Raw genomic sequence first — 16805 nt, 5'->3', positions numbered from 1 at the left:
ATCAATAAGTCAGATTCACCGAGGGCAAGCGCGTGCTCGCCCGACCGTTGTCACGCACGGTAGGCGACGTGTCGAGCGGCGCGCTCATGTGATAACGCGTGCCCAGGTTCGAATGCACGTTGATTTCGACGGGCTTGCCTTTGTCGCGATATTCGGTGATTTCTGTGCCGTTCGCGCTGCGCTCGTAAAAGCTCGGCGTGCGCGGGACGTTGATTTCCACCTTCGAGCTGACCTCGGCAGCCGGCCGATTGATCTTGTCCAGGTCGGGCAGGCCGGCGCGTTCATTGGCGGACTGCGGCGCGCCGGCAGGCGGCGTGTCGTCGACAGGCTGGGCGGCCATCGCGGCGTTGCCAAAGGCAAGGGCCAGTGCAACGGCGACGGGAAGGAGCGGCTTCATGGTGATTCTCCGGAATGGTGCCCCGATTCTAGCAAATCCAGCCTCTGCCACGGGCGCGATCACCTTATTTTGCGCCGCTTTCGCGCGGCGCGCCCGCAATCTTGCGCGCACTGCGGCGGCGCGTGTCGCGCCCGCGGCAACGTCATTTGGTGATCATGGGTTCCGTGGTAATGTCGTCTCATCAATCGAGGCGAACGAAGATGAACAACGATACCAATCAACGCGCGGTGCAAACTCCCGCCAACAGCTTCCCGACCGAATCCTTCGACGATGCTGCCGAGGCCGTCACGCGTCTCTCAGCGATTTACGAAGCCAACACCTCGTTTCTGCGCGACGCCTTCGCGCGCTATCGCCGCAACGAACTGTTCGAGCGCCGCGTGCGCGCCTGCTATCCGTTCGTGCGCGTCTGCACGGAAGTCAACACGCATATCGACTCGCGCCGCTCTTACGGTTTCGTCGCCGGTCCGGGCGTGTTCGAGACGACTGTGACGCGGCCCGATCTGTTCGGCAACTACTATCGCGAGCAACTGCGCCTGCTGGCGAAGAATCATCATGTGAAGATCGAAGTCGGTGTGTCGAATCAGCCGATTCCAATTCATTTCGCGTTTGCCGAGGGTATCCACCTCGAAGGCGATCTGGATCGCGAGCGCCTGTTTCTGATGCGCGACGTGTTCGATACGCCCGACCTTGCGCTTCTCGACGACCGCATTGTCAACGGCACGTATGAGCCGCTCGCGGGCGAGCCGCATCCGCTTGCGCTATTCACGGCGGCGCGCGTGGATTTCTCGCTGCATCGGCTGAAGCACTACACGGCGACTTCCCCCACGCATTGCCAGAATTACGTGCTGTACACCAACTACCAGTTTTATATCGACGAGTTCGTCAAGCTTGGCCGCACGATGATGGCCCACACCGACGATGAAGAACTGCGCGCCTATCGCAGCGAATACACGTCGTTTGTCGAACCGGGCGATGTGGTCATGTACAACGAGAACCTCGGCGAGCAGGCGCAGGAAGGCACCGCGCCGCCGCGTCTGCCGCAGATGCCCGCGTATCACCTGAAGCGCGCGGACGGCAGCGGTATCACGATGATCAACATCGGCGTGGGGCCTTCGAACGCGAAGACCATTACCGATCACATCGCCGTGCTGCGCCCGCATGCGTGGATCATGCTTGGCCACTGCGCGGGCCTGCGCAATACGCAGCGCCTCGGCGACTACGTGCTCGCGCACGGCTATGTGCGCGAGGATCACGTGCTCGACGCTGATTTGCCGCTATGGGTGCCGATTCCGGCGCTCGCCGAAGTGCAGGTCGCGCTGGAGCGCGCGGTCGCGCAAGTCACGCAGCTTGACGGTGTCGAACTCAAACGCGTGATGCGCACGGGCACTGTCGCGAGTGTAGACAACCGCAACTGGGAGTTGCGCGACCATCGCGAGCCGGTGCAACGGCTGTCGCAAAGCCGCGCGATCGCGCTCGACATGGAAAGCGCGACCATCGCCGCAAACGGGTTCCGGTTCCGCGTGCCTTACGGCACCTTGCTATGCGTGTCCGACAAGCCGCTGCACGGCGAGCTGAAGTTGCCCGGCATGGCCGACCAGTTCTATCGCGCGCAGGTCGACCAGCATCTGCAGATCGGTGTGAAAGCGATGGAGCTTTTGCGCGAGAACGGGCTGCATCGTTTGCATAGCCGCAAGCTGCGCAGTTTCGCGGAAGTGGCGTTTCAGTAAGCATGCATGGCGGCGGGCGGTTGTGGCGGCTTGCGGTTTTTGCGATTTTTTGCGGTTCGCGCGTGAGCTCGGAGGGTGAGCCAGGTGTGTCAACCGGACATGTGAGTGATGCGCGCCGGTAGCAGGACGGCCTACTGCCCAAAGCCCGTCAGTCCAATCAGGCTGCCGGCCGCCAGCAGCCACAGCGGATGAATGCGTGTCTTCAATGCAACTGCCGCTGTGAACGCCGTGATCGCCCACGCAATCGCCGTCGAATCCGACGCTTGCGCAATCAGCGCCGCGCTTGCCGCCACGATGCCTGCCGTGACCGGCACGAGTCCCAGTTGCGCGTAGCGCCGCCACGGCCGGTCCTTGAAACGGTCCCACGCGTGCAGCGCAAGTATTGTCACGACCGACGACGGCCCGAACTTCGCGATCGACGTCACCAGCATGCCAGGCCAACCGGCTACATGCCATCCGATTAGCGTCACGATCATCAGATTCGGTCCCGGCGCGGCTTGGGCGAGCGCGAAGAGCGCACTGAATTCGCTGGCCGGCATCCAGTGATGCACCTCGACTACCTGACGCTGCATCTCCGGAAGAATGGTGTTTCCGCCGCCGAATGCAAGCAGCGAAAGCTGACTGAAAATGATGGCGAGCGAAACGAGCGTGTCGTTCATTGTGCGTTCCTCGATGCAGCGAAGATGCTGAGCGGCGTCAGCACGAGCATGGTGGGCAACAGCGGCAGCCGCATGATTGCGATTGCAATGAAGCCAAGCGCGGCGATGAGCGCGGCCATCGGCTTGTTGCGCAACGGCAGCAAAATTCTCACGGCCATCGAAATCAGAAGACCCGCCGCGGCGGCAGCAAGACCGGCAAACAGATGACGCACGTGCGGGTCGTCTTGCGTGCGCTCGTACAGCACGCCAAGGCCGATCACCACGAGCGACGGGCCGGCAATCAGTCCCAGCAATCCTGCGAGCGCGCCAGGAAGTCCGCGAAAACGCATGCCGACGGCTACTGACAAATTGATCACGTTGCCGCCCGGCAGAAATTGGCACAGGCCTAGCAAATCGGTGAAGTCTTCTGCGCTCAGCCAGCGGCGTTGCTCGACGAGCGCGCGGCGCGCTAACGGTAAGGCCCCACCGAATGAAATCAGTCCGAGGCCCAGAAAACCGCCGAAGATTTCTCGCAACGTGGGCTTCGGTCCTGCTGCGGAATCGAATGAGGTGAGATCGTGGTCCATGTCGTGTTCGCGTCCAGTTCAAGCTCAGGAGGTTAGCGCCGAACCGCCGTGCGGCAAAACGATTTTTGCGCCGGGCTTTGTGACCTACAATCACAAGCATGGCTCGCAATCTTCCTCCTTTTCCAGCGCTGCGCGCCTTTGAAGCAGCGGCACGACACGAAAGCTTCACGGCTGCAGCAAACGAGTTGCATGTGACGCACGGTGCAATCAGCCGGCAAGTTGCCGCGTTCGAGTCGTGGCTCGGCGTGCAGGTGTTCCAGCGTCATGGCAAGCGCGTGCGTCTGACGGGTGACGGTCGCCGTTATCTGTCCACTGTCCAAGCCGCGTTCGACAGCATTGCCCACGCCACCGATCAGCTGCGCGATACCGGCGTCGTGCATGTTCTGCGCGTGAATGCACTGCCCACCTTCGCGATGAAGTGGCTACTGCCTCGGCTACATCAATTCCAGCGCAAGGTGCCGAACGTCGAGTTGCGGCTCGCTACGTCGAACGCGCCGGTCGAAACATTGGATGGCTTCGACGTCGCGGTGCGGCGCGGTCCAGCGCATTGGCCGAACTGCGTGAGCGGCCAGTTTCTGGGCGAGAGCGAGGTTCCCGTGTGCAGTCCCGCACTGCTGCAGCGCTCGCCGATCAAGACCGCCGACGACCTCGCACGACACGTGCTGCTCCATTCGGACACGCGGCCGGACGCGTGGAGCAACTGGTTGTCGGCGGCTGGCGTGACGGCGAAATGCCGGAAGAAGCAATCGTTCGATCACTTCTATCTGGCCTTGCAGGCCGCGGTGGATGGACTCGGCGTAGCGCTCGGCCCGTTGCCGTTACTTGCCGACGAACTCGCTTCGGGGCGGCTCGTGATGCCGCTGGCGGGACCGCGTATCGACGCGCGCGGCTATTGGTGGGTCGCAAGGCGGGAGGTCGCGCATGCGCCGCTCGTCGCGCAGTTCTGCGAATGGTTGCAGGCGCAAGGCGATCAAACCGATCAGGCGCAAACACAGACATGAACGCAAACGCAAACGGGCAGCTCAGAAGCCGCCCGCCAGGTTTAAAGCTTTAGCGCGCGAGCGCGACGCTCACACGTTACAGATAGAACATCCGGTCTTCTTCCGACTTGGTCGGCTGCGGCTCGGCGCCTTCGCGGTCCTCGTAGAATTTCAGCACCGCTTCGAGCACCTGGTCCGGGTCGTCGATTACCTGCATCAGGTCGATGTCCGTCGGATTGATGAGACCCATTGGCGTGAGCGAGCTCTTGAACCACGCAAGCAGGCCTTCCCAGAACTCCGCGCCCACCAGAATGATCGGCACATGGCGCGACTTCTTGGTTTGAATGAGCGTGAGTACTTCCGCGAGTTCGTCGAGCGTGCCGAAGCCGCCCGGCATCACGATCACGGCATCCGAATTCTTGACGAAGGTGACCTTGCGCGTGAAGAAGTGACGGAAGCGCAGCGAGATGTCTTGCCACTGATTGCCGGATTGCTCGTGCGGCAACTCGATGTTCAGCCCGACCGAAGGCGCCTTACCTGCGTGAGCGCCTTTGTTCGCGGCTTCCATGATGCCTGGGCCGCCGCCGGAGATCACCGCGAAGCCTGCGTCCGAGAGCTTGCGCGCAATTTGCGTGGCGAGTTTGTAATACGGCGAGCTCGGTTTCAGGCGCGCTGAACCATAGATGCTGACAGCCGGGCGGATCTCCGAGAGGTACTCGGTCGCCTCGATAAACTCTGCCATAATCGTGAACATCTGCCACGATGCGCGGGCCTTTTTTGCCGTTGCGCGCTCTTGATCTGCGAGTGATCGCAGACTCGGAATCACTTTTCTCTTAGTCATAATGCCTGAAGAACGAAGCCTTGAAGGTAAGACCCTGCTATTGGTCGACGGTTCGAGTTATCTGTACCGGGCCTACCATGCGATGCCTGATCTGCGCGGGCCCGATGGTGGTCCCACGGGTGCGCTCTACGGGATGATCAACATGCTGCGGCGCATGCGCAAGGAAGTCACAGCAGAGTATAGCGCGTGCGTGTTCGACGCCAAGGGCAAAACGTTTCGCGACGACTGGTATCCCGACTATAAGGCGAATCGTCCGTCCATGCCGGATGATCTGTCGCGGCAGATCGAGCCGATTCATGTGGCCGTGCGTGCGCTCGGCTGGCCTTTGCTGATGATCGACGGCGTGGAAGCCGACGACGTCATCGGCACGCTCAGCACCGAAGCAGAAAAGCGCGGCATGAACGTGATCGTGTCGACGGGGGACAAGGATCTGGCGCAGCTCGTGTCGGATCATGTCACCCTCATCAATACGATGACCAACGAAAAACTCGACCGCGCCGGCGTTCTTGCGAAGTTCGGCGTCCCCCCGGAGCGCATTGTCGACTACCTGTCGTTGATCGGCGATACCGTCGACAACGTACCGGGCGTCGAGAAATGCGGGCCGAAAACCGCGCTCAAATGGCTGACGCAATTTGAGTCGCTGGATGGCATCGTCGCACATGCAGACGAGATTAAAGGTGCGGTAGGAGACAATCTGCGACGCGCGCTGGATTTCCTGCCGATGGCGCGCAAGCTCGTCACTGTCGAACGTCATTGCGATCTGACCGGGCACATAGCGTCGATCGAGGAAAACTTGCAGAGCCGGCCGGAATCGCGCGAGGAACTGCGCGACGTGTTCACGCGCCACGGTTTCAAGACCTGGCTGCGTGAGGTCGAAATTGCCGACGCGGTGGAAGGTCCGGAAACGGATGTGCCGCCGGCGCTTACCGTCGATCACGAACGTCATTACGAAACCGTGCAGACGTGGGAGCAATTCGACGCGTGGCTGCGAAGAATCAACGCGGCGGAGCTGACTTCGTTCGACACCGAAACCACTTCGCTCGATCCGATGACCGCGCAGATCGTGGGTCTGTCGTTGTCGGTGGAAGCGGGTCACGCCGCTTACGTGCCGGTCGCGCATCGCGGCCCGGACGCGCCCGCGCAACTGCCGCGCGACGAAGTGCTCGCGAAGCTCAAGCCGTGGCTCGAAAGCGCGGAGCACAAGAAGGTCGGTCAGCATCTGAAGTACGACGAACAGGTGCTGGCCAATTACGGCATCGAAATGCGCGGCGTCGAACACGACACGCTGCTGCAATCGTACGTGCTCGAATCGCATCGTCCGCATGACATGGACAACCTCGCGTTGCGCCACCTCGGCATCAAGACGATCAAGTACGAAGACGTCGCGGGCAAGGGCGCGCAACAAATTGGTTTCGACGAAGTGGCACTCGACAAAGCCGCCGAATATGCGGCAGAAGACGCGGATATCACGCTGCGTTTGCATGAGGCGCTGTATCCGCAGCTTGCCGCGGAAAAGACGCTCGAGCATGTCTACAGCGACATTGAAGTGCCCACGTCGCGCGTATTGCGCAAGATGGAGCGCTCGGGCGTATTGATCGACGCCGACAAACTGCGCCAGCAAAGCAGCGAAATCGCCGCGCGCCTGATCCAGTTGGAGAGCGAGGCGTACGTGCTCGCCGGCGGCGAATTCAATCTCGGCTCGCCGAAGCAGATCGGTCAGATCTTCTTCGAGAGGCTCGAATTGCCGGTCGTGAAGAAGACGCCGAGCGGCGCCCCATCCACGGACGAAGAAGTACTGCAAAAACTCGCCGAAGATTACCCGCTGCCGAAAATCCTGCTGGAACACCGCGGCTTGTCGAAGCTGAAGTCAACCTACACCGACAAGCTGCCGCGCATGGTCAATGCAACGACCGGCCGCGTGCACACGAACTACGCGCAGGCTGTCGCGGTAACGGGGCGTCTTGCATCGAACGATCCGAACTTGCAGAACATTCCCGTGCGAACCGGCGAAGGCCGCCGCATTCGCGAGGCGTTCATTGCGCCGCCGGGGCACAAGCTCGTCTCCGCGGACTACTCGCAAATCGAATTGCGCATCATGGCGCACATTTCCGGCGACGAATCGTTGCTGCGCGCCTTCTCGCAAGGCGAGGACATTCACCGCGCAACCGCCGCGGAAATTTTCAGCGTGACGCCGCTCGAAGTGTCGAACGATCAGCGGCGCGTGGCCAAGGTCATCAACTTCGGCTTGATCTATGGCATGAGCTCGTTCGGCCTTGCGTCGAATCTGGGCATCACGCGCGATGCCGCGAAGCTTTATATCGACCGCTATTTCGCACGTTATCCGGGCGTTGCTCGCTATATGGACGAGACGCGCTTGAGCGCTAAAGCCAAGGGTTATGTCGAAACGGTGTTTGGCCGCCGTCTGTGGCTGCCCGAGATCAACGGCGGCAACGGTCCGCGCCGCCAGGCCGCGGAACGCGCGGCAATCAATGCGCCGATGCAAGGCACGGCTGCGGATCTGATCAAGCTGTCGATGATCGCGGTGCAGAAGTGGATCGAAGAATCGAAGATCGGCACGCGCATGATCATGCAGGTCCACGACGAACTGATTCTCGAAGTGCCGGATGAAGAACTGTCCGACGTGCGCAAGCGTCTGCCCGAACTGATGTGCGGTGTCGCCGCGCTGAAAGTTCCGCTGGTCGCGGAAGTCGGCACGGGGCTCAACTGGGAAGAAGCGCATTGACGCATATATGACGGCACGCGATATCGTCGTGTGCATGTCACACATGTGTATTGGCAGCTTGTGACAAGCCGTGCTGCTCGCGGACAATCGGTAAAGACGCGTGCCTCTCGCGCGCGATCACGACGCACAACCCATCGGCAAATACGGAGAGTTCAATGCATCGGTTTATCGTCGTTGGCGGAGGCGCAGGGGGACTGGAGCTGGCAACGCGCTTGGGCGATCGCTATGGTCACAAGAACAAGGCGGGGGCGCGCGCGCAGGTAACGCTCGTCGATCGCAATCCGACTCATATCTGGAAGCCGCTGCTGCATGAAGTGGCGGCCGGCAGCATGGACCCTTTTACGCAGGAACTCGAATATGCAGCGCAAGCGCGCTGGCATGGCTTCGAGTTTCAGCAAGGCGAGCTGACGGGCCTCGACCGGGCGAACAGGCGTCTTACGCTTGGCACCGTAGTCGATGACGACGGCGCCGAACTGCTGCCGGAACGCCGGCTCGAATACGACACGCTGATCATCGCGATCGGCAGCACGACCGCATTCTTCGGCGTGAAAGGCGCGCCGGAGTTCTCTCTCGCACTCGACACCGTCAGCCAGGCCGAGCGCTTTCGCAAGCGGCTTATCGCAGCTTGCATGCGAGCCGAGCATCAGGCGCATGAGCCGGTTGAATCGGGATTGGGCACGTCCGCTTCTTCCGAGCCGCGCATTCAGGTGGCGATTGTCGGCGGCGGCGCGACGGGCGTCGAACTCTCGGCCGAGTTGCGCAATACGGCGCAGGTATTGTCCGCGTATGGTCTGCACAAGCTCGATCCGCGGCATGACGTGGGCATTGTATTGATCGAGGCGGGGCCGCGCATTTTGCCGGCTTTGCAGGAACGTGTGTCGACGGCCACCGCCGAGTTGCTCACCAAGCTCGGCGTGAAGCTGATGACGAGCGAGACCGTGGCCGAGGTCGCACCCGGCATCATCCGAACCGCGAGCGGAAAAACGGTGCGCGCTGATTTGACGGTGTGGGCGGCGGGCATCAAGGCGCCAGCAATTCTTAGCCAGCTCGACGGCTTGCCGGTCAACCGGCTCGGTCAACTCAACGTGCGTCGCACGCTGCAAACCGAGATCGACGACAACGTGTTCGCACTCGGCGATTGCGCGGCCTGTCCGTGGCCGGGCAACGAGAAGAACGTGCCGCCGCGCGCGCAGGCCGCGCATCAGCAGGCGAGTTTTCTACTGAAGGCGCTCGCCGCGCGGCTCGAAAACAGGCCGCTGCCGGAGTTCACTTATCGCGACTTCGGCTCGCTGGTGTCGCTCGGACACTTCAGCGCGGTCGGCAATCTGATGGGCGGTGTGATCGGCGGCAATATGCTGATTGAAGGCCTGTTCGCGCGCTTCATGTACATGTCGCTGTACCGCTTGCATATTGCCGCGCTGCACGGCTATGCACGGATGGTACTGGACACCTTCGCACACTGGCTGCGGCGTACCACGTTGCCGCGCGTCAAGCTGCACTGACGGCGCGCTCGGCGTTACAGGGTGGATCTGCAACAGGACACGCGCGAGGCGTACCCTGTTGCCTCCACCGTTCAACGAGGAGCGCCCGCATGCTGAATCCTGATGTCGACAGCCTGGTCCCGCACGTTCCCTTCAATCGACGCACGTTTATCAAGGCCGCTCTCGGCACCGGATTTGCGGCTGCTGTGTTGCCGGTGTCGGCGTAAACCATCCATACCGATAGCGAAGGCCTCGAAGCCGGCGAGATAGCCGTGCGCTCGGGCGGCACGCTCGTGCCGGCCTATCGTGCTCAGCCTAAGGGCAAGACGCATTTGCCGGTGATCATCGTGATTCACGAGGCGTTCGGCGTGCACGAACATATCGCTGACGTGTGCCGGCGTTTGGCGAAGCTCGGCTATCTGGCCATCGCGCCGGATCTGTTCGTCCGCGAAGGCGATCCGATGGCGCTTCCGACTTCAGCTTTGCTGATTGATTTAGAGCTTCGACTCCTACACTTTCAGTCTTAGCTTTGCCCGTGAGCTTGCCATTGCGAATCGTTCCGGCTCCGGTGTTCGCCGTACTTAAAGATAAAAAGGCCGTTGCCGCTTATGAGCGGCAACGGCCTTTTACTTTTCCTATCGGCGCCTGACTTCGTCTACGGATTCGGCCCGGTTGCGACGGGCCGCTTCGGGTCGGAACTCCACTCGCTCCATGATCCCGCGTAGAGCGCCGCGCCGTGCAGACCGGCGACTTCCATCGCCAGCGCGTTGACGCATGCCGTCACGCCCGAGCCGCATTGCAGCACGACATGTTCCGGCGGCGTATCGCCCAACAGCGCATGAAACTCGTCGCGCAGCGTGTGGGCCGGCTTGAAGCGGCCGTCGGCGGTGAGATTGTCCTTGAAGAAGCGATTGAGCGCGCCGGGAATATGGCCGCCGACGGCATCTAGCGTCTCGTTCTCGCCGCGATAGCGGTCGGGCGAGCGTGCGTCGACCACTACGCGCTCCTTCGAGTTGACGTTGCGCTCGAGCATATGCGCGTCGACGGTAACAGAAAGCGGCGCGCCGGCTTTGAAGTCGCCGGTGTTTTGCGGTGGGACGTCTTGCGTCAGCGGCTCGCCGGCCGCTTCCCACGCTTGCAGTCCGCCATCGAGCAACGCGACCGCGTCGTGGCCGAGCCAACGCAGCAGCCACCACGCGCGCGCCGCGTACATGCCGCCTTGCGCGTCATAGGCGACGACTTGCTGGCCTTGCTTCAACCCGCGCGATTCCAATGTTTCGACGAGCCGCGCGCGATCCGGCAACGGATGACGCCCGTTCGCGCCGTTCTTCGGCCCCGACAGATCGCGCTCCAGATGCAGAAAATGCGCGCCCGGCAGATGTCCTGCGAGATACGCCTTCTCGCCGGCTTCCGGGTCTCCCAGATCAAAGCGGCAGTCGACGAGGAATACGCTGCCCGGCGCGTCGGCGAGCCGTTCCGCGAGATTCGACGCGGAGATCAAAGTGGTGTAGTGAGTGTGGGGCATGACGTCTCCTCGATGCGGGCGATGATGGCTCCGTTGCCGGCGGCCTCGTGACGCGACCGGATGGCCGGGCTACCTCGTTAGTCTAAACAAAAAAGACGGGCCGAAGCCCGTCTTTCCATGCGTTGATGCAAGCCCGAATTACGAAGACGAGACGCAAGTCAGATCGTGCCCAACTCGCGCCGCAGGAACTCGTGGAAGTGCTGCATGCCGTCTTCCATCGGGCTCTGATACGGACCGACCTGCGACTCGCCACGTTCCATCAGCGCGCGGCGGCCGGCGTCCATGCGTTCGGCGATTTCGTCGTCTTCGCGGGCCGTTTCCATATAGGCGGCGCGCTCCGCTTCGACGAAATCTCGCTCGAACAGCGCGATTTCCTCAGGGTAATAGAACTCGACCACGTTGGTGGTTTTTTGCGGACCACGCGGAATGAGCCATGACACGACCAGCACGTGCGGATACCACTCGATCATGATGCCGGGGTAATACACCATCCAGATGGCGCCGAATTCCGGCGGATTACCGCCGCGAAAACGCAGCACTTCGTCGTGCCATTTGCGGTAGGTGGGGCTGCCCGGCTGCTCCAGATCCTTATGCACGCCGACCGTTTGCACGCTGTACCACTCGCCGAACTCCCACGTGAGGTCGTCGCAATTGACGAAACTGCCGAGGCCCGGATGGAACGGCGCAACGTGGTAGTCCTCGAGATAGACCTCGATGAAGGTCTTCCAGTTGTAGTTGCACTCGTGCACTTCCACGTGATCGAACATAAAGCCCGAGAAGTCGAAGTGTTGCTTTGTGCCGAGACTGGCCAGATCGCGTGCGACGTTGCGGCCCTGCGCTTCGAACAGCAGCCCTTGCCAGTTCTGAAGCGGCGTGGCGCCGAGATTCAGGCAGGGGTTATCCGCAAAATGCGGAGCGCCGAGAAGCTGGCCGTTCAGATCGTAAGTCCAGCGATGCAGAGGACAGACGATATTCTCCGCGTGGCCACGGCCGTTGAGCATGATGGCCTGCCGGTGACGGCACACGTTCGACAGAAGTTCGACTTGCGACTGCTGGTTGCGAACGAGCACACGCCCCTCGCTTTCGCTGGGCAAGGCAAAATAATTCCCCACCTCGGGCACCATGAGTTCGTGTCCGACGTAACGGGGACCTTTCCTGAAAAGGGTTTCGATTTCGCGCGTTAAAAGCGCTTCGTCAAAGTAAGCCGTGACTGGCAGTTGGCTGTGAACAGACCGCAACTGCAATGCATTGCTCAGATTGGACATTCCCACTCCCGATGAAGACGTGAAAGCAGTGAACAACCCAACCATCGAAGATTCGATTTAGGGAGCCCGAGATTATACCTGTTTCCCCCTCCTTGGGACAGTTAAGTCACTGATTTGGGTCAAAAATGTTGGGAAAGTTCGGTGTTTTCGACGCAGACCAATAGATTTTTTTCTGCGAGACTGACAGAGCGGCGAAAGGCAGACAGCCGGCCTGAAGGTGGGCTGGCGAATCGGATTTGTCTCTTTTGCCGTAGAATGTTCGACTTGTTTTAATTTTGTGACTATTCATGGCAAAGACCGCGTCGAACGATAACGCTGCGGCGCCGGCTGAAGGTGTCGATAGCACGCCGCTGCCCGAAAACTACGAGGCGGCGCAGGCAGAGCTCGAAGGGCTGGTTGCACGCATGGAAAGCGGCAATCTCAGCCTCGAAGAGTCGCTCTCCGCCTATCGGCGCGGCGCGGCTCTGGTGGCGTTTTGCCAGCAGCAGCTCGAAAAGGTCGAGCAGCAAGTGCGCGTGCTCGACGGCGAGACGCTCAAGCCGCTGCCCGTGAATACCGCAGGAACAGCCGCTATTGAAAGCGGGGACGACCTATGACATTCGAACAATGGACGCGCACGGTGCTCGAGCGCGTCGAAACGGCACTCGAACATTACTTGCCGGCTGAAGCAACGGAGCCCGCAAAGCTGCATGAGGCGATGCGCTATGCGGTGCTGGGCGGCGGCAAGCGAGTTCGCCCGCTGCTGTGCCATGCGGCCGGCGAGTTGACCGGCGCGCGCGCCGAGTGCCTCGATGCGGCAGCGGCGGCGCTTGAAATGATTCACGTGTACTCGCTGGTGCACGACGACATGCCCTGCATGGACGACGACGCGCTGCGTCGCGGCAAGCCCACGGTACACGTCAAGTATGACGAAGCGACGGCGCTGCTGGTTGGCGACGCATTGCAGTCGCAGGCGTTCGTCGCGTTGACCTCCGAAGTCCTGGCGCCCGCGCAGCAGGCGGCGCTGGTGCGTGAACTGGCGCTTGCTAGCGGTTCGATCGGCATGTGCGGCGGTCAGGCAATCGACCTTGCGAGTGTTGGTCACACGCTCACGCGCGCGCAGCTCGAAACCATGCACCGCATGAAGACCGGCGCGTTGTTGCGCGCCGCAGTGCGCATGGGCGCGCTGGCGGGCGAAACGCCGGACGCGAACGCAATGCGTTCGCTCGACGCGTATTCGGCCGCAGTCGGCCTCGCGTTTCAGGTCGTCGACGATATTCTCGACGTGACGACCGACTCGGCGACGCTCGGCAAGACAGCAGGTAAAGACGCGAAGGACGGCAAGCCGACCTACGTGTCGATTATTGGGCTCGACGCATCGCGTTCGCTCGCAGCGCAGTTGCGCAGCGACGCGCACGCCGCGCTAGCGCCGTTTGGCGCGCGCGCGCAGCGTCTAGCCGAATTGGCCGATCTGGTGGTGAACCGGGTCAGCTGAACGCGAAAGCCCGCCGCCGCGCACCGTCCCACAGGTGCATGTATGAAGTGCGGGCGCGTAAGTTTTCCTACAATGGAACGACGATGTACGACTTGCTGAAAACCATCGACGACCCGGCAGCCCTGCGCCGCCTCGATCGCCGCCAATTGCAACCGCTTGCCGACGAGTTGCGCGCCTTTGTGCTCGACAGCGTGTCGCAGACGGGCGGCCATCTCTCGTCCAACCTCGGCACGGTCGAGTTGACCATTGCTCTGCATTATGTGTTCGACACGCCGCACGACCGCATCGTGTGGGACGTCGGCCATCAGACGTATCCGCACAAGATCCTGACGGGCCGCCGCGACAGGATGCATACGCTGCGTCAGTTGGGCGGCATCTCGGGCTTCCCGAAGCGCGACGAGTCCCAGTACGACACCTTCGGCACCGCGCATTCGAGCACGTCGATTTCGGCGGCGCTCGGCATGGCCATCGCGAGCAAGCTTCAGGGCGACAACCGCATGGGCATCGCCGTGATCGGCGACGGCGCAATGACGGCGGGCATGGCTTTCGAGGCAATGAACAACGCCGGCGTTGAAGACGACGTGCCTCTGCTCGTCATCCTGAACGACAACGACATGTCGATTTCGCCGCCGGTCGGCGCGCTCAATCGGCACCTGGCGCGTTTGATGTCCGGCCGCTTCTATGCTGCCGCGCGCGCGGGCGTCGAGCGCGTGCTGCGCGTCGCTCCGCCCATGCTCGATCTGGCCCGCAAGCTCGAAGAGCACGCCAAGGGCATGATCGTGCCGGCCACGCTGTTCGAGGAATTCGGCTTCAACTATATCGGCCCGATCGACGGTCACGACCTCGATTCGCTGATCCCCACGCTACAGAACATCAAGGAACTGCGCGGTCCGCAATTCCTGCATGTCGTGACCAAGAAGGGCCAAGGCTACAAGCTCGCCGAAGCCGATCCGGTGCTGTATCACGGCCCCGGCAAATTCAACCCGGCCGAAGGCATCAAGCCGGCGGTCGCGCCGTCGAAGAAAACCTACACGCAAGTGTTCGGCGAATGGTTGTGCGACGCGGCCGAACTGGACGCGCGTGTGGTCGGCATCACGCCGGCCATGCGTGAAGGCTCCGGCATGGTGGAGTTCGAGAAGCGCTTTCCGGACCGCTACTTCGACGTGGGTATCGCCGAGCAGCACGCGGTGACGTTCGCCGGCGGTTTGGCCGCCGAGGGCATGAAGCCTGTCGTCGCGATCTATTCGACGTTCCTGCAACGCGCTTACGATCAGTTGATTCACGACGTCGCGTTACAGAATCTGCCCGTCGTATTCGCGATCGACCGCGCGGGTCTGGTCGGCGCAGACGGTGCGACGCACGCGGGCGCTTACGACCTCGCGTTCATGCGCTGCATCCCGAACATGATGGTGATGGTCGCGTCTGACGAAAACGAATGCCGCCAGATGCTATACACGGCGTTGCAGCAGTCGTGCCCGACGGCCGTGCGTTATCCGCGCGGCGCAGGCACCGGCGTGGCGACCGTCAAGCAGATGGCTGCGCTGCCTGTCGGCAAGGGCGAAGTGCGCCGCGAAACCTCGCAACCGGCAGGCAAGCGCATCGCGATCCTGGCGTTCGGCACGATGGTCGCGCCGTCTCTCGCGGCGGCCGAACAGCTCGACGCGACGGTGGCGAACATGCGTTTCGTGAAGCCGCTTGACGCCGACCTCGTGCGTCAACTCGCCGAAACGCACGACGCCATCGTCACCGTCGAAGAAGGCTGTGTGATGGGCGGTGCGGGCTCGGCCTGCGTCGAAGCCCTGTTCGAGAGTGGGGTTATGCGGCCGATACTACAATTGGGCCTCCCCGACCGGTTCATCGATCACGGAGATCCGGCCAAACTGCTCGCCGCATGCGGCCTCGACGCCACCGGTATCGCCAAGTCGATCCGCGAACGTTTCCTGTCGAGCGGCGCTGTCGGCGGCCAGTCGTCGGTCAAGCGTGTCGCTTAACCGGGGCAATTAACAGGCCGGCGAGCCGAGCGGTAACTACGCTGACCGGCTCGCTGCAAAGCGCGCCGCTGGCTGTCATGCGGCAACAGAAATCTCTTACTTGAGTCGATAGGCCCCGCGGGCCTGTCATCGAACGCCGGCAGGGGCCGGCGTTTGCCATTGCGGTTGCTGCTCCCGCATGGCTGCTGAGGACTCCCGAACCCGTCGCTTCGCAAAGCCCCGAAAGGGGCGATCCTCAATCCCAAAGGGCTTCCTTGGGGGAAGGCCCACTGCGAAGCGGAACGCCTCGGGCGGTCAGCGTCTCCTTGAAAGGACAAGAACATGAATCAGATGAACCCCGCCTTTGTGATGCCCGACGTGCAAAGCACGCCCGATATGCGTCAGATTCCGATTCAACGGGTCGGCGTCAAGGCGGTGCGCCATCCGCTGACGGTGCGCACACAAGGCGGCGACGCGCAGCCGACGGTCGGCACGTGGAATCTCGACGTGCATTTGCCCGCAGACCAGAAGGGCACGCACATGTCGCGCTTCGTGGCGTTGCTCGAGGAGAACAAGACGCCGCTCGAACCGGCGACGTTTCGCGCGATGCTCTGCGCGATGCTTGAAAAGCTCGAGGCCGAGGCGGGCCGCATCGAAGTGTCGTTCCCTTACTTCGTGAACAAGACTGCGCCGGTGTCAGGCGTGCAAAGTCTGCTCGATTACGAAGTCACGCTGACTGGCGAGACGCGCAACGGCGCGACGCGTCTGTTCCTGAAAGTGCTCGTGCCGGTCACAAGCCTCTGTCCGTGTTCCAAGAAAATTTCGCAGTACGGCGCGCATAACCAGCGTTCGCACGTGACGATCAACGCGGAACTCGCGGGCGACGTCGCAGTGGAAGACTTGATCCGTATCGCTGAAGAAGAAGCGTCGTGCGAACTGTGGGGCTTGCTCAAGCGTCCGGACGAGAAGTTCGTGACCGAACGCGCGTACGAGAATCCGAAATTTGTCGAGGACCTGGTGCGTGACGTCGCACAGCGTCTGAACGCGGATGAGCGGATCATCGCGTACGTGCTCGAGGCCGAGAACTTCGAGTCGATTCACAATCACAGTGCCTACGCGGTGATCGAGCGCGATAAGCGGGTGGTTTGAGAACGTGGGCTGGATTGCGATTGCATGA

At 61.9% G+C, this 16805-nt stretch carries 14 protein-coding genes and 1 pseudogene; 9 read left to right on the top strand and 6 right to left on the bottom strand.

Going from position 1 to position 16805, the window contains the following annotated elements; genetic code table 11:
* Position 1 precedes the first annotated feature (1 nt).
* Positions 2-397 carry a hypothetical protein gene (locus F759_RS0129275; protein WP_027802989.1) on the bottom strand — a complete coding sequence of 132 codons (396 nt, stop codon included), beginning with the start codon at positions 395-397 and terminating at the stop codon, positions 2-4.
* A gap of 200 nt (positions 398-597) precedes the next feature.
* On the opposite strand from F759_RS0129275, the gene F759_RS0129270 reads away from it, so the two are divergent.
* Positions 598-2124: an AMP nucleosidase gene (locus tag F759_RS0129270; protein WP_027779537.1), complete on the top strand. Its 1527-nt coding sequence runs from the start codon at positions 598-600 to the stop codon at positions 2122-2124.
* 131 nt (positions 2125-2255) lie between these two features.
* On the opposite strand, the gene F759_RS0129265 is transcribed toward F759_RS0129270, so the two are convergent.
* Together F759_RS0129265 and F759_RS0129260 are read right to left on the bottom strand one after the other, a co-directional pair.
* The gene (locus F759_RS0129265) at positions 2256-2783 is read right to left on the bottom strand and encodes a chromate transporter (RefSeq protein WP_027802988.1); all 528 of its coding nucleotides are present in this window, start codon (positions 2781-2783) and stop codon (positions 2256-2258) included.
* Positions 2780-3349 carry a chromate transporter gene (locus F759_RS0129260; RefSeq protein WP_027802987.1) on the bottom strand — a complete coding sequence of 190 codons (570 nt, stop codon included), beginning with the start codon at positions 3347-3349 and terminating at the stop codon, positions 2780-2782. Before F759_RS0129260 ends, F759_RS0129265 begins: the two co-directional genes overlap by 4 nt.
* 98 nt (positions 3350-3447) lie before the next feature.
* Here F759_RS0129260 and F759_RS0129255 point away from each other — a divergent pair, with 98 nt between their 5' ends.
* On the top strand, positions 3448-4350 hold the full coding sequence (locus F759_RS0129255; RefSeq protein WP_027802986.1) for a transcriptional regulator GcvA: 903 nt from the start codon (positions 3448-3450) through the stop codon (positions 4348-4350).
* 76 nt (positions 4351-4426) lie between these two features.
* Here F759_RS0129255 and F759_RS0129250 read toward each other — a convergent pair whose 3' ends face one another.
* Positions 4427-5170, bottom strand: coding sequence for an LOG family protein (locus tag F759_RS0129250; protein ID WP_027802985.1), 744 nt, complete (start codon positions 5168-5170; stop codon positions 4427-4429).
* A 1-nt stretch (position 5171) separates the two neighbouring features.
* On the opposite strand from F759_RS0129250, the gene polA reads away from it, so the two are divergent.
* The 3 genes and pseudogenes from polA to F759_RS38905 all read left to right on the top strand — a co-directional run.
* Positions 5172-7913 (top strand): DNA polymerase I, encoded by a 2742-nt coding sequence (polA, locus tag F759_RS0129245; RefSeq protein WP_027802984.1) that lies wholly within the window; start codon positions 5172-5174, stop codon positions 7911-7913.
* Positions 7914-8068: 155 nt separating this feature from the next.
* Positions 8069-9415 carry an NAD(P)/FAD-dependent oxidoreductase gene (locus tag F759_RS0129240; RefSeq protein WP_027802983.1) on the top strand — a complete coding sequence of 449 codons (1347 nt, stop codon included), beginning with the start codon at positions 8069-8071 and terminating at the stop codon, positions 9413-9415.
* Between the two features lie 89 nt (positions 9416-9504).
* Positions 9505-9870, top strand: a pseudogene (locus F759_RS38905) (dienelactone hydrolase family protein); the annotation flags it as partial.
* Positions 9871-10049: 179 nt separating this feature from the next.
* Here F759_RS38905 and F759_RS0129225 read toward each other — a convergent pair.
* Together F759_RS0129225 and F759_RS0129220 are read right to left on the bottom strand one after the other, a co-directional pair.
* Positions 10050-10919, bottom strand: a complete 870-nt coding sequence (locus F759_RS0129225) for a sulfurtransferase (RefSeq protein ID WP_027802981.1) — start codon at positions 10917-10919, stop codon at positions 10050-10052.
* 158 nt (positions 10920-11077) lie between these two features.
* Positions 11078-12184 carry an aromatic ring-hydroxylating oxygenase subunit alpha gene (locus tag F759_RS0129220; RefSeq protein WP_027802980.1) on the bottom strand — a complete coding sequence of 369 codons (1107 nt, stop codon included), beginning with the start codon at positions 12182-12184 and terminating at the stop codon, positions 11078-11080.
* A 287-nt stretch (positions 12185-12471) separates the two neighbouring features.
* Here F759_RS0129220 and F759_RS0129215 point away from each other — a divergent pair, with 287 nt between their 5' ends.
* The 4 genes from F759_RS0129215 to folE2 all read left to right on the top strand — a co-directional run bounded on the left by F759_RS0129215 (position 12472) and on the right by folE2 (position 16777).
* Positions 12472-12780: an exodeoxyribonuclease VII small subunit gene (locus F759_RS0129215; protein WP_027802979.1), complete on the top strand. Its 309-nt coding sequence runs from the start codon at positions 12472-12474 to the stop codon at positions 12778-12780.
* A complete protein-coding gene (locus F759_RS0129210; RefSeq protein ID WP_027802978.1) occupies positions 12777-13658 on the top strand; it encodes a polyprenyl synthetase family protein in 882 nt (293 codons plus the stop codon). Before F759_RS0129215 ends, F759_RS0129210 begins: the two co-directional genes overlap by 4 nt.
* Before the next feature lie 83 nt (positions 13659-13741).
* Positions 13742-15649, top strand: a complete 1908-nt coding sequence (gene dxs / locus F759_RS0129205) for a 1-deoxy-D-xylulose-5-phosphate synthase (protein WP_027802977.1) — start codon at positions 13742-13744, stop codon at positions 15647-15649.
* 321 nt (positions 15650-15970) lie between these two features.
* Positions 15971-16777: a GTP cyclohydrolase FolE2 gene (folE2, locus tag F759_RS0129200; RefSeq protein WP_027802976.1), complete on the top strand. Its 807-nt coding sequence runs from the start codon at positions 15971-15973 to the stop codon at positions 16775-16777.
* The last annotated feature ends 28 nt before the right edge of the window (positions 16778-16805 follow it).

It is taken from the genome of Paraburkholderia dilworthii, assembly GCF_000472525.1.
GTDB lineage: Bacteria > Pseudomonadota > Gammaproteobacteria > Burkholderiales > Burkholderiaceae > Paraburkholderia > Paraburkholderia dilworthii.
This window is presented reverse-complemented; position numbering and strand designations above follow the sequence as displayed.

Bases quoted from the DNA above. Each gene is read 5' to 3' on its own strand.
- F759_RS0129215 (WP_027802979.1), top strand. From the start codon at position 12,472: ATGGCAAAGACCGCGTCGAACGATAACGCTGCGGCGCCGGCTGAAGGT.
- F759_RS0129250 (WP_027802985.1), bottom strand. From the start codon at position 5,170: ATGACTAAGAGAAAAGTGATTCCGAGTCTGCGATCACTCGCAGATCAA.
- F759_RS0129220 (WP_027802980.1), bottom strand. From the start codon at position 12,184: ATGTCCAATCTGAGCAATGCATTGCAGTTGCGGTCTGTTCACAGCCAA.
- F759_RS0129240 (WP_027802983.1), top strand. From the start codon at position 8,069: ATGCATCGGTTTATCGTCGTTGGCGGAGGCGCAGGGGGACTGGAGCTG.
- dxs (WP_027802977.1), top strand. From the start codon at position 13,742: ATGTACGACTTGCTGAAAACCATCGACGACCCGGCAGCCCTGCGCCGC.
- F759_RS0129270 (WP_027779537.1), top strand. From the start codon at position 598: ATGAACAACGATACCAATCAACGCGCGGTGCAAACTCCCGCCAACAGC.
- F759_RS0129260 (WP_027802987.1), bottom strand. From the start codon at position 3,349: ATGGACCACGATCTCACCTCATTCGATTCCGCAGCAGGACCGAAGCCC.
- folE2 (WP_027802976.1), top strand. From the start codon at position 15,971: ATGAATCAGATGAACCCCGCCTTTGTGATGCCCGACGTGCAAAGCACG.
- F759_RS0129275 (WP_027802989.1), bottom strand. From the start codon at position 397: ATGAAGCCGCTCCTTCCCGTCGCCGTTGCACTGGCCCTTGCCTTTGGC.
- F759_RS0129225 (WP_027802981.1), bottom strand. From the start codon at position 10,919: ATGCCCCACACTCACTACACCACTTTGATCTCCGCGTCGAATCTCGCG.
- F759_RS0129210 (WP_027802978.1), top strand. From the start codon at position 12,777: ATGACATTCGAACAATGGACGCGCACGGTGCTCGAGCGCGTCGAAACG.
- F759_RS0129265 (WP_027802988.1), bottom strand. From the start codon at position 2,783: ATGAACGACACGCTCGTTTCGCTCGCCATCATTTTCAGTCAGCTTTCG.
- polA (WP_027802984.1), top strand. From the start codon at position 5,172: ATGCCTGAAGAACGAAGCCTTGAAGGTAAGACCCTGCTATTGGTCGAC.
- F759_RS0129255 (WP_027802986.1), top strand. From the start codon at position 3,448: ATGGCTCGCAATCTTCCTCCTTTTCCAGCGCTGCGCGCCTTTGAAGCA.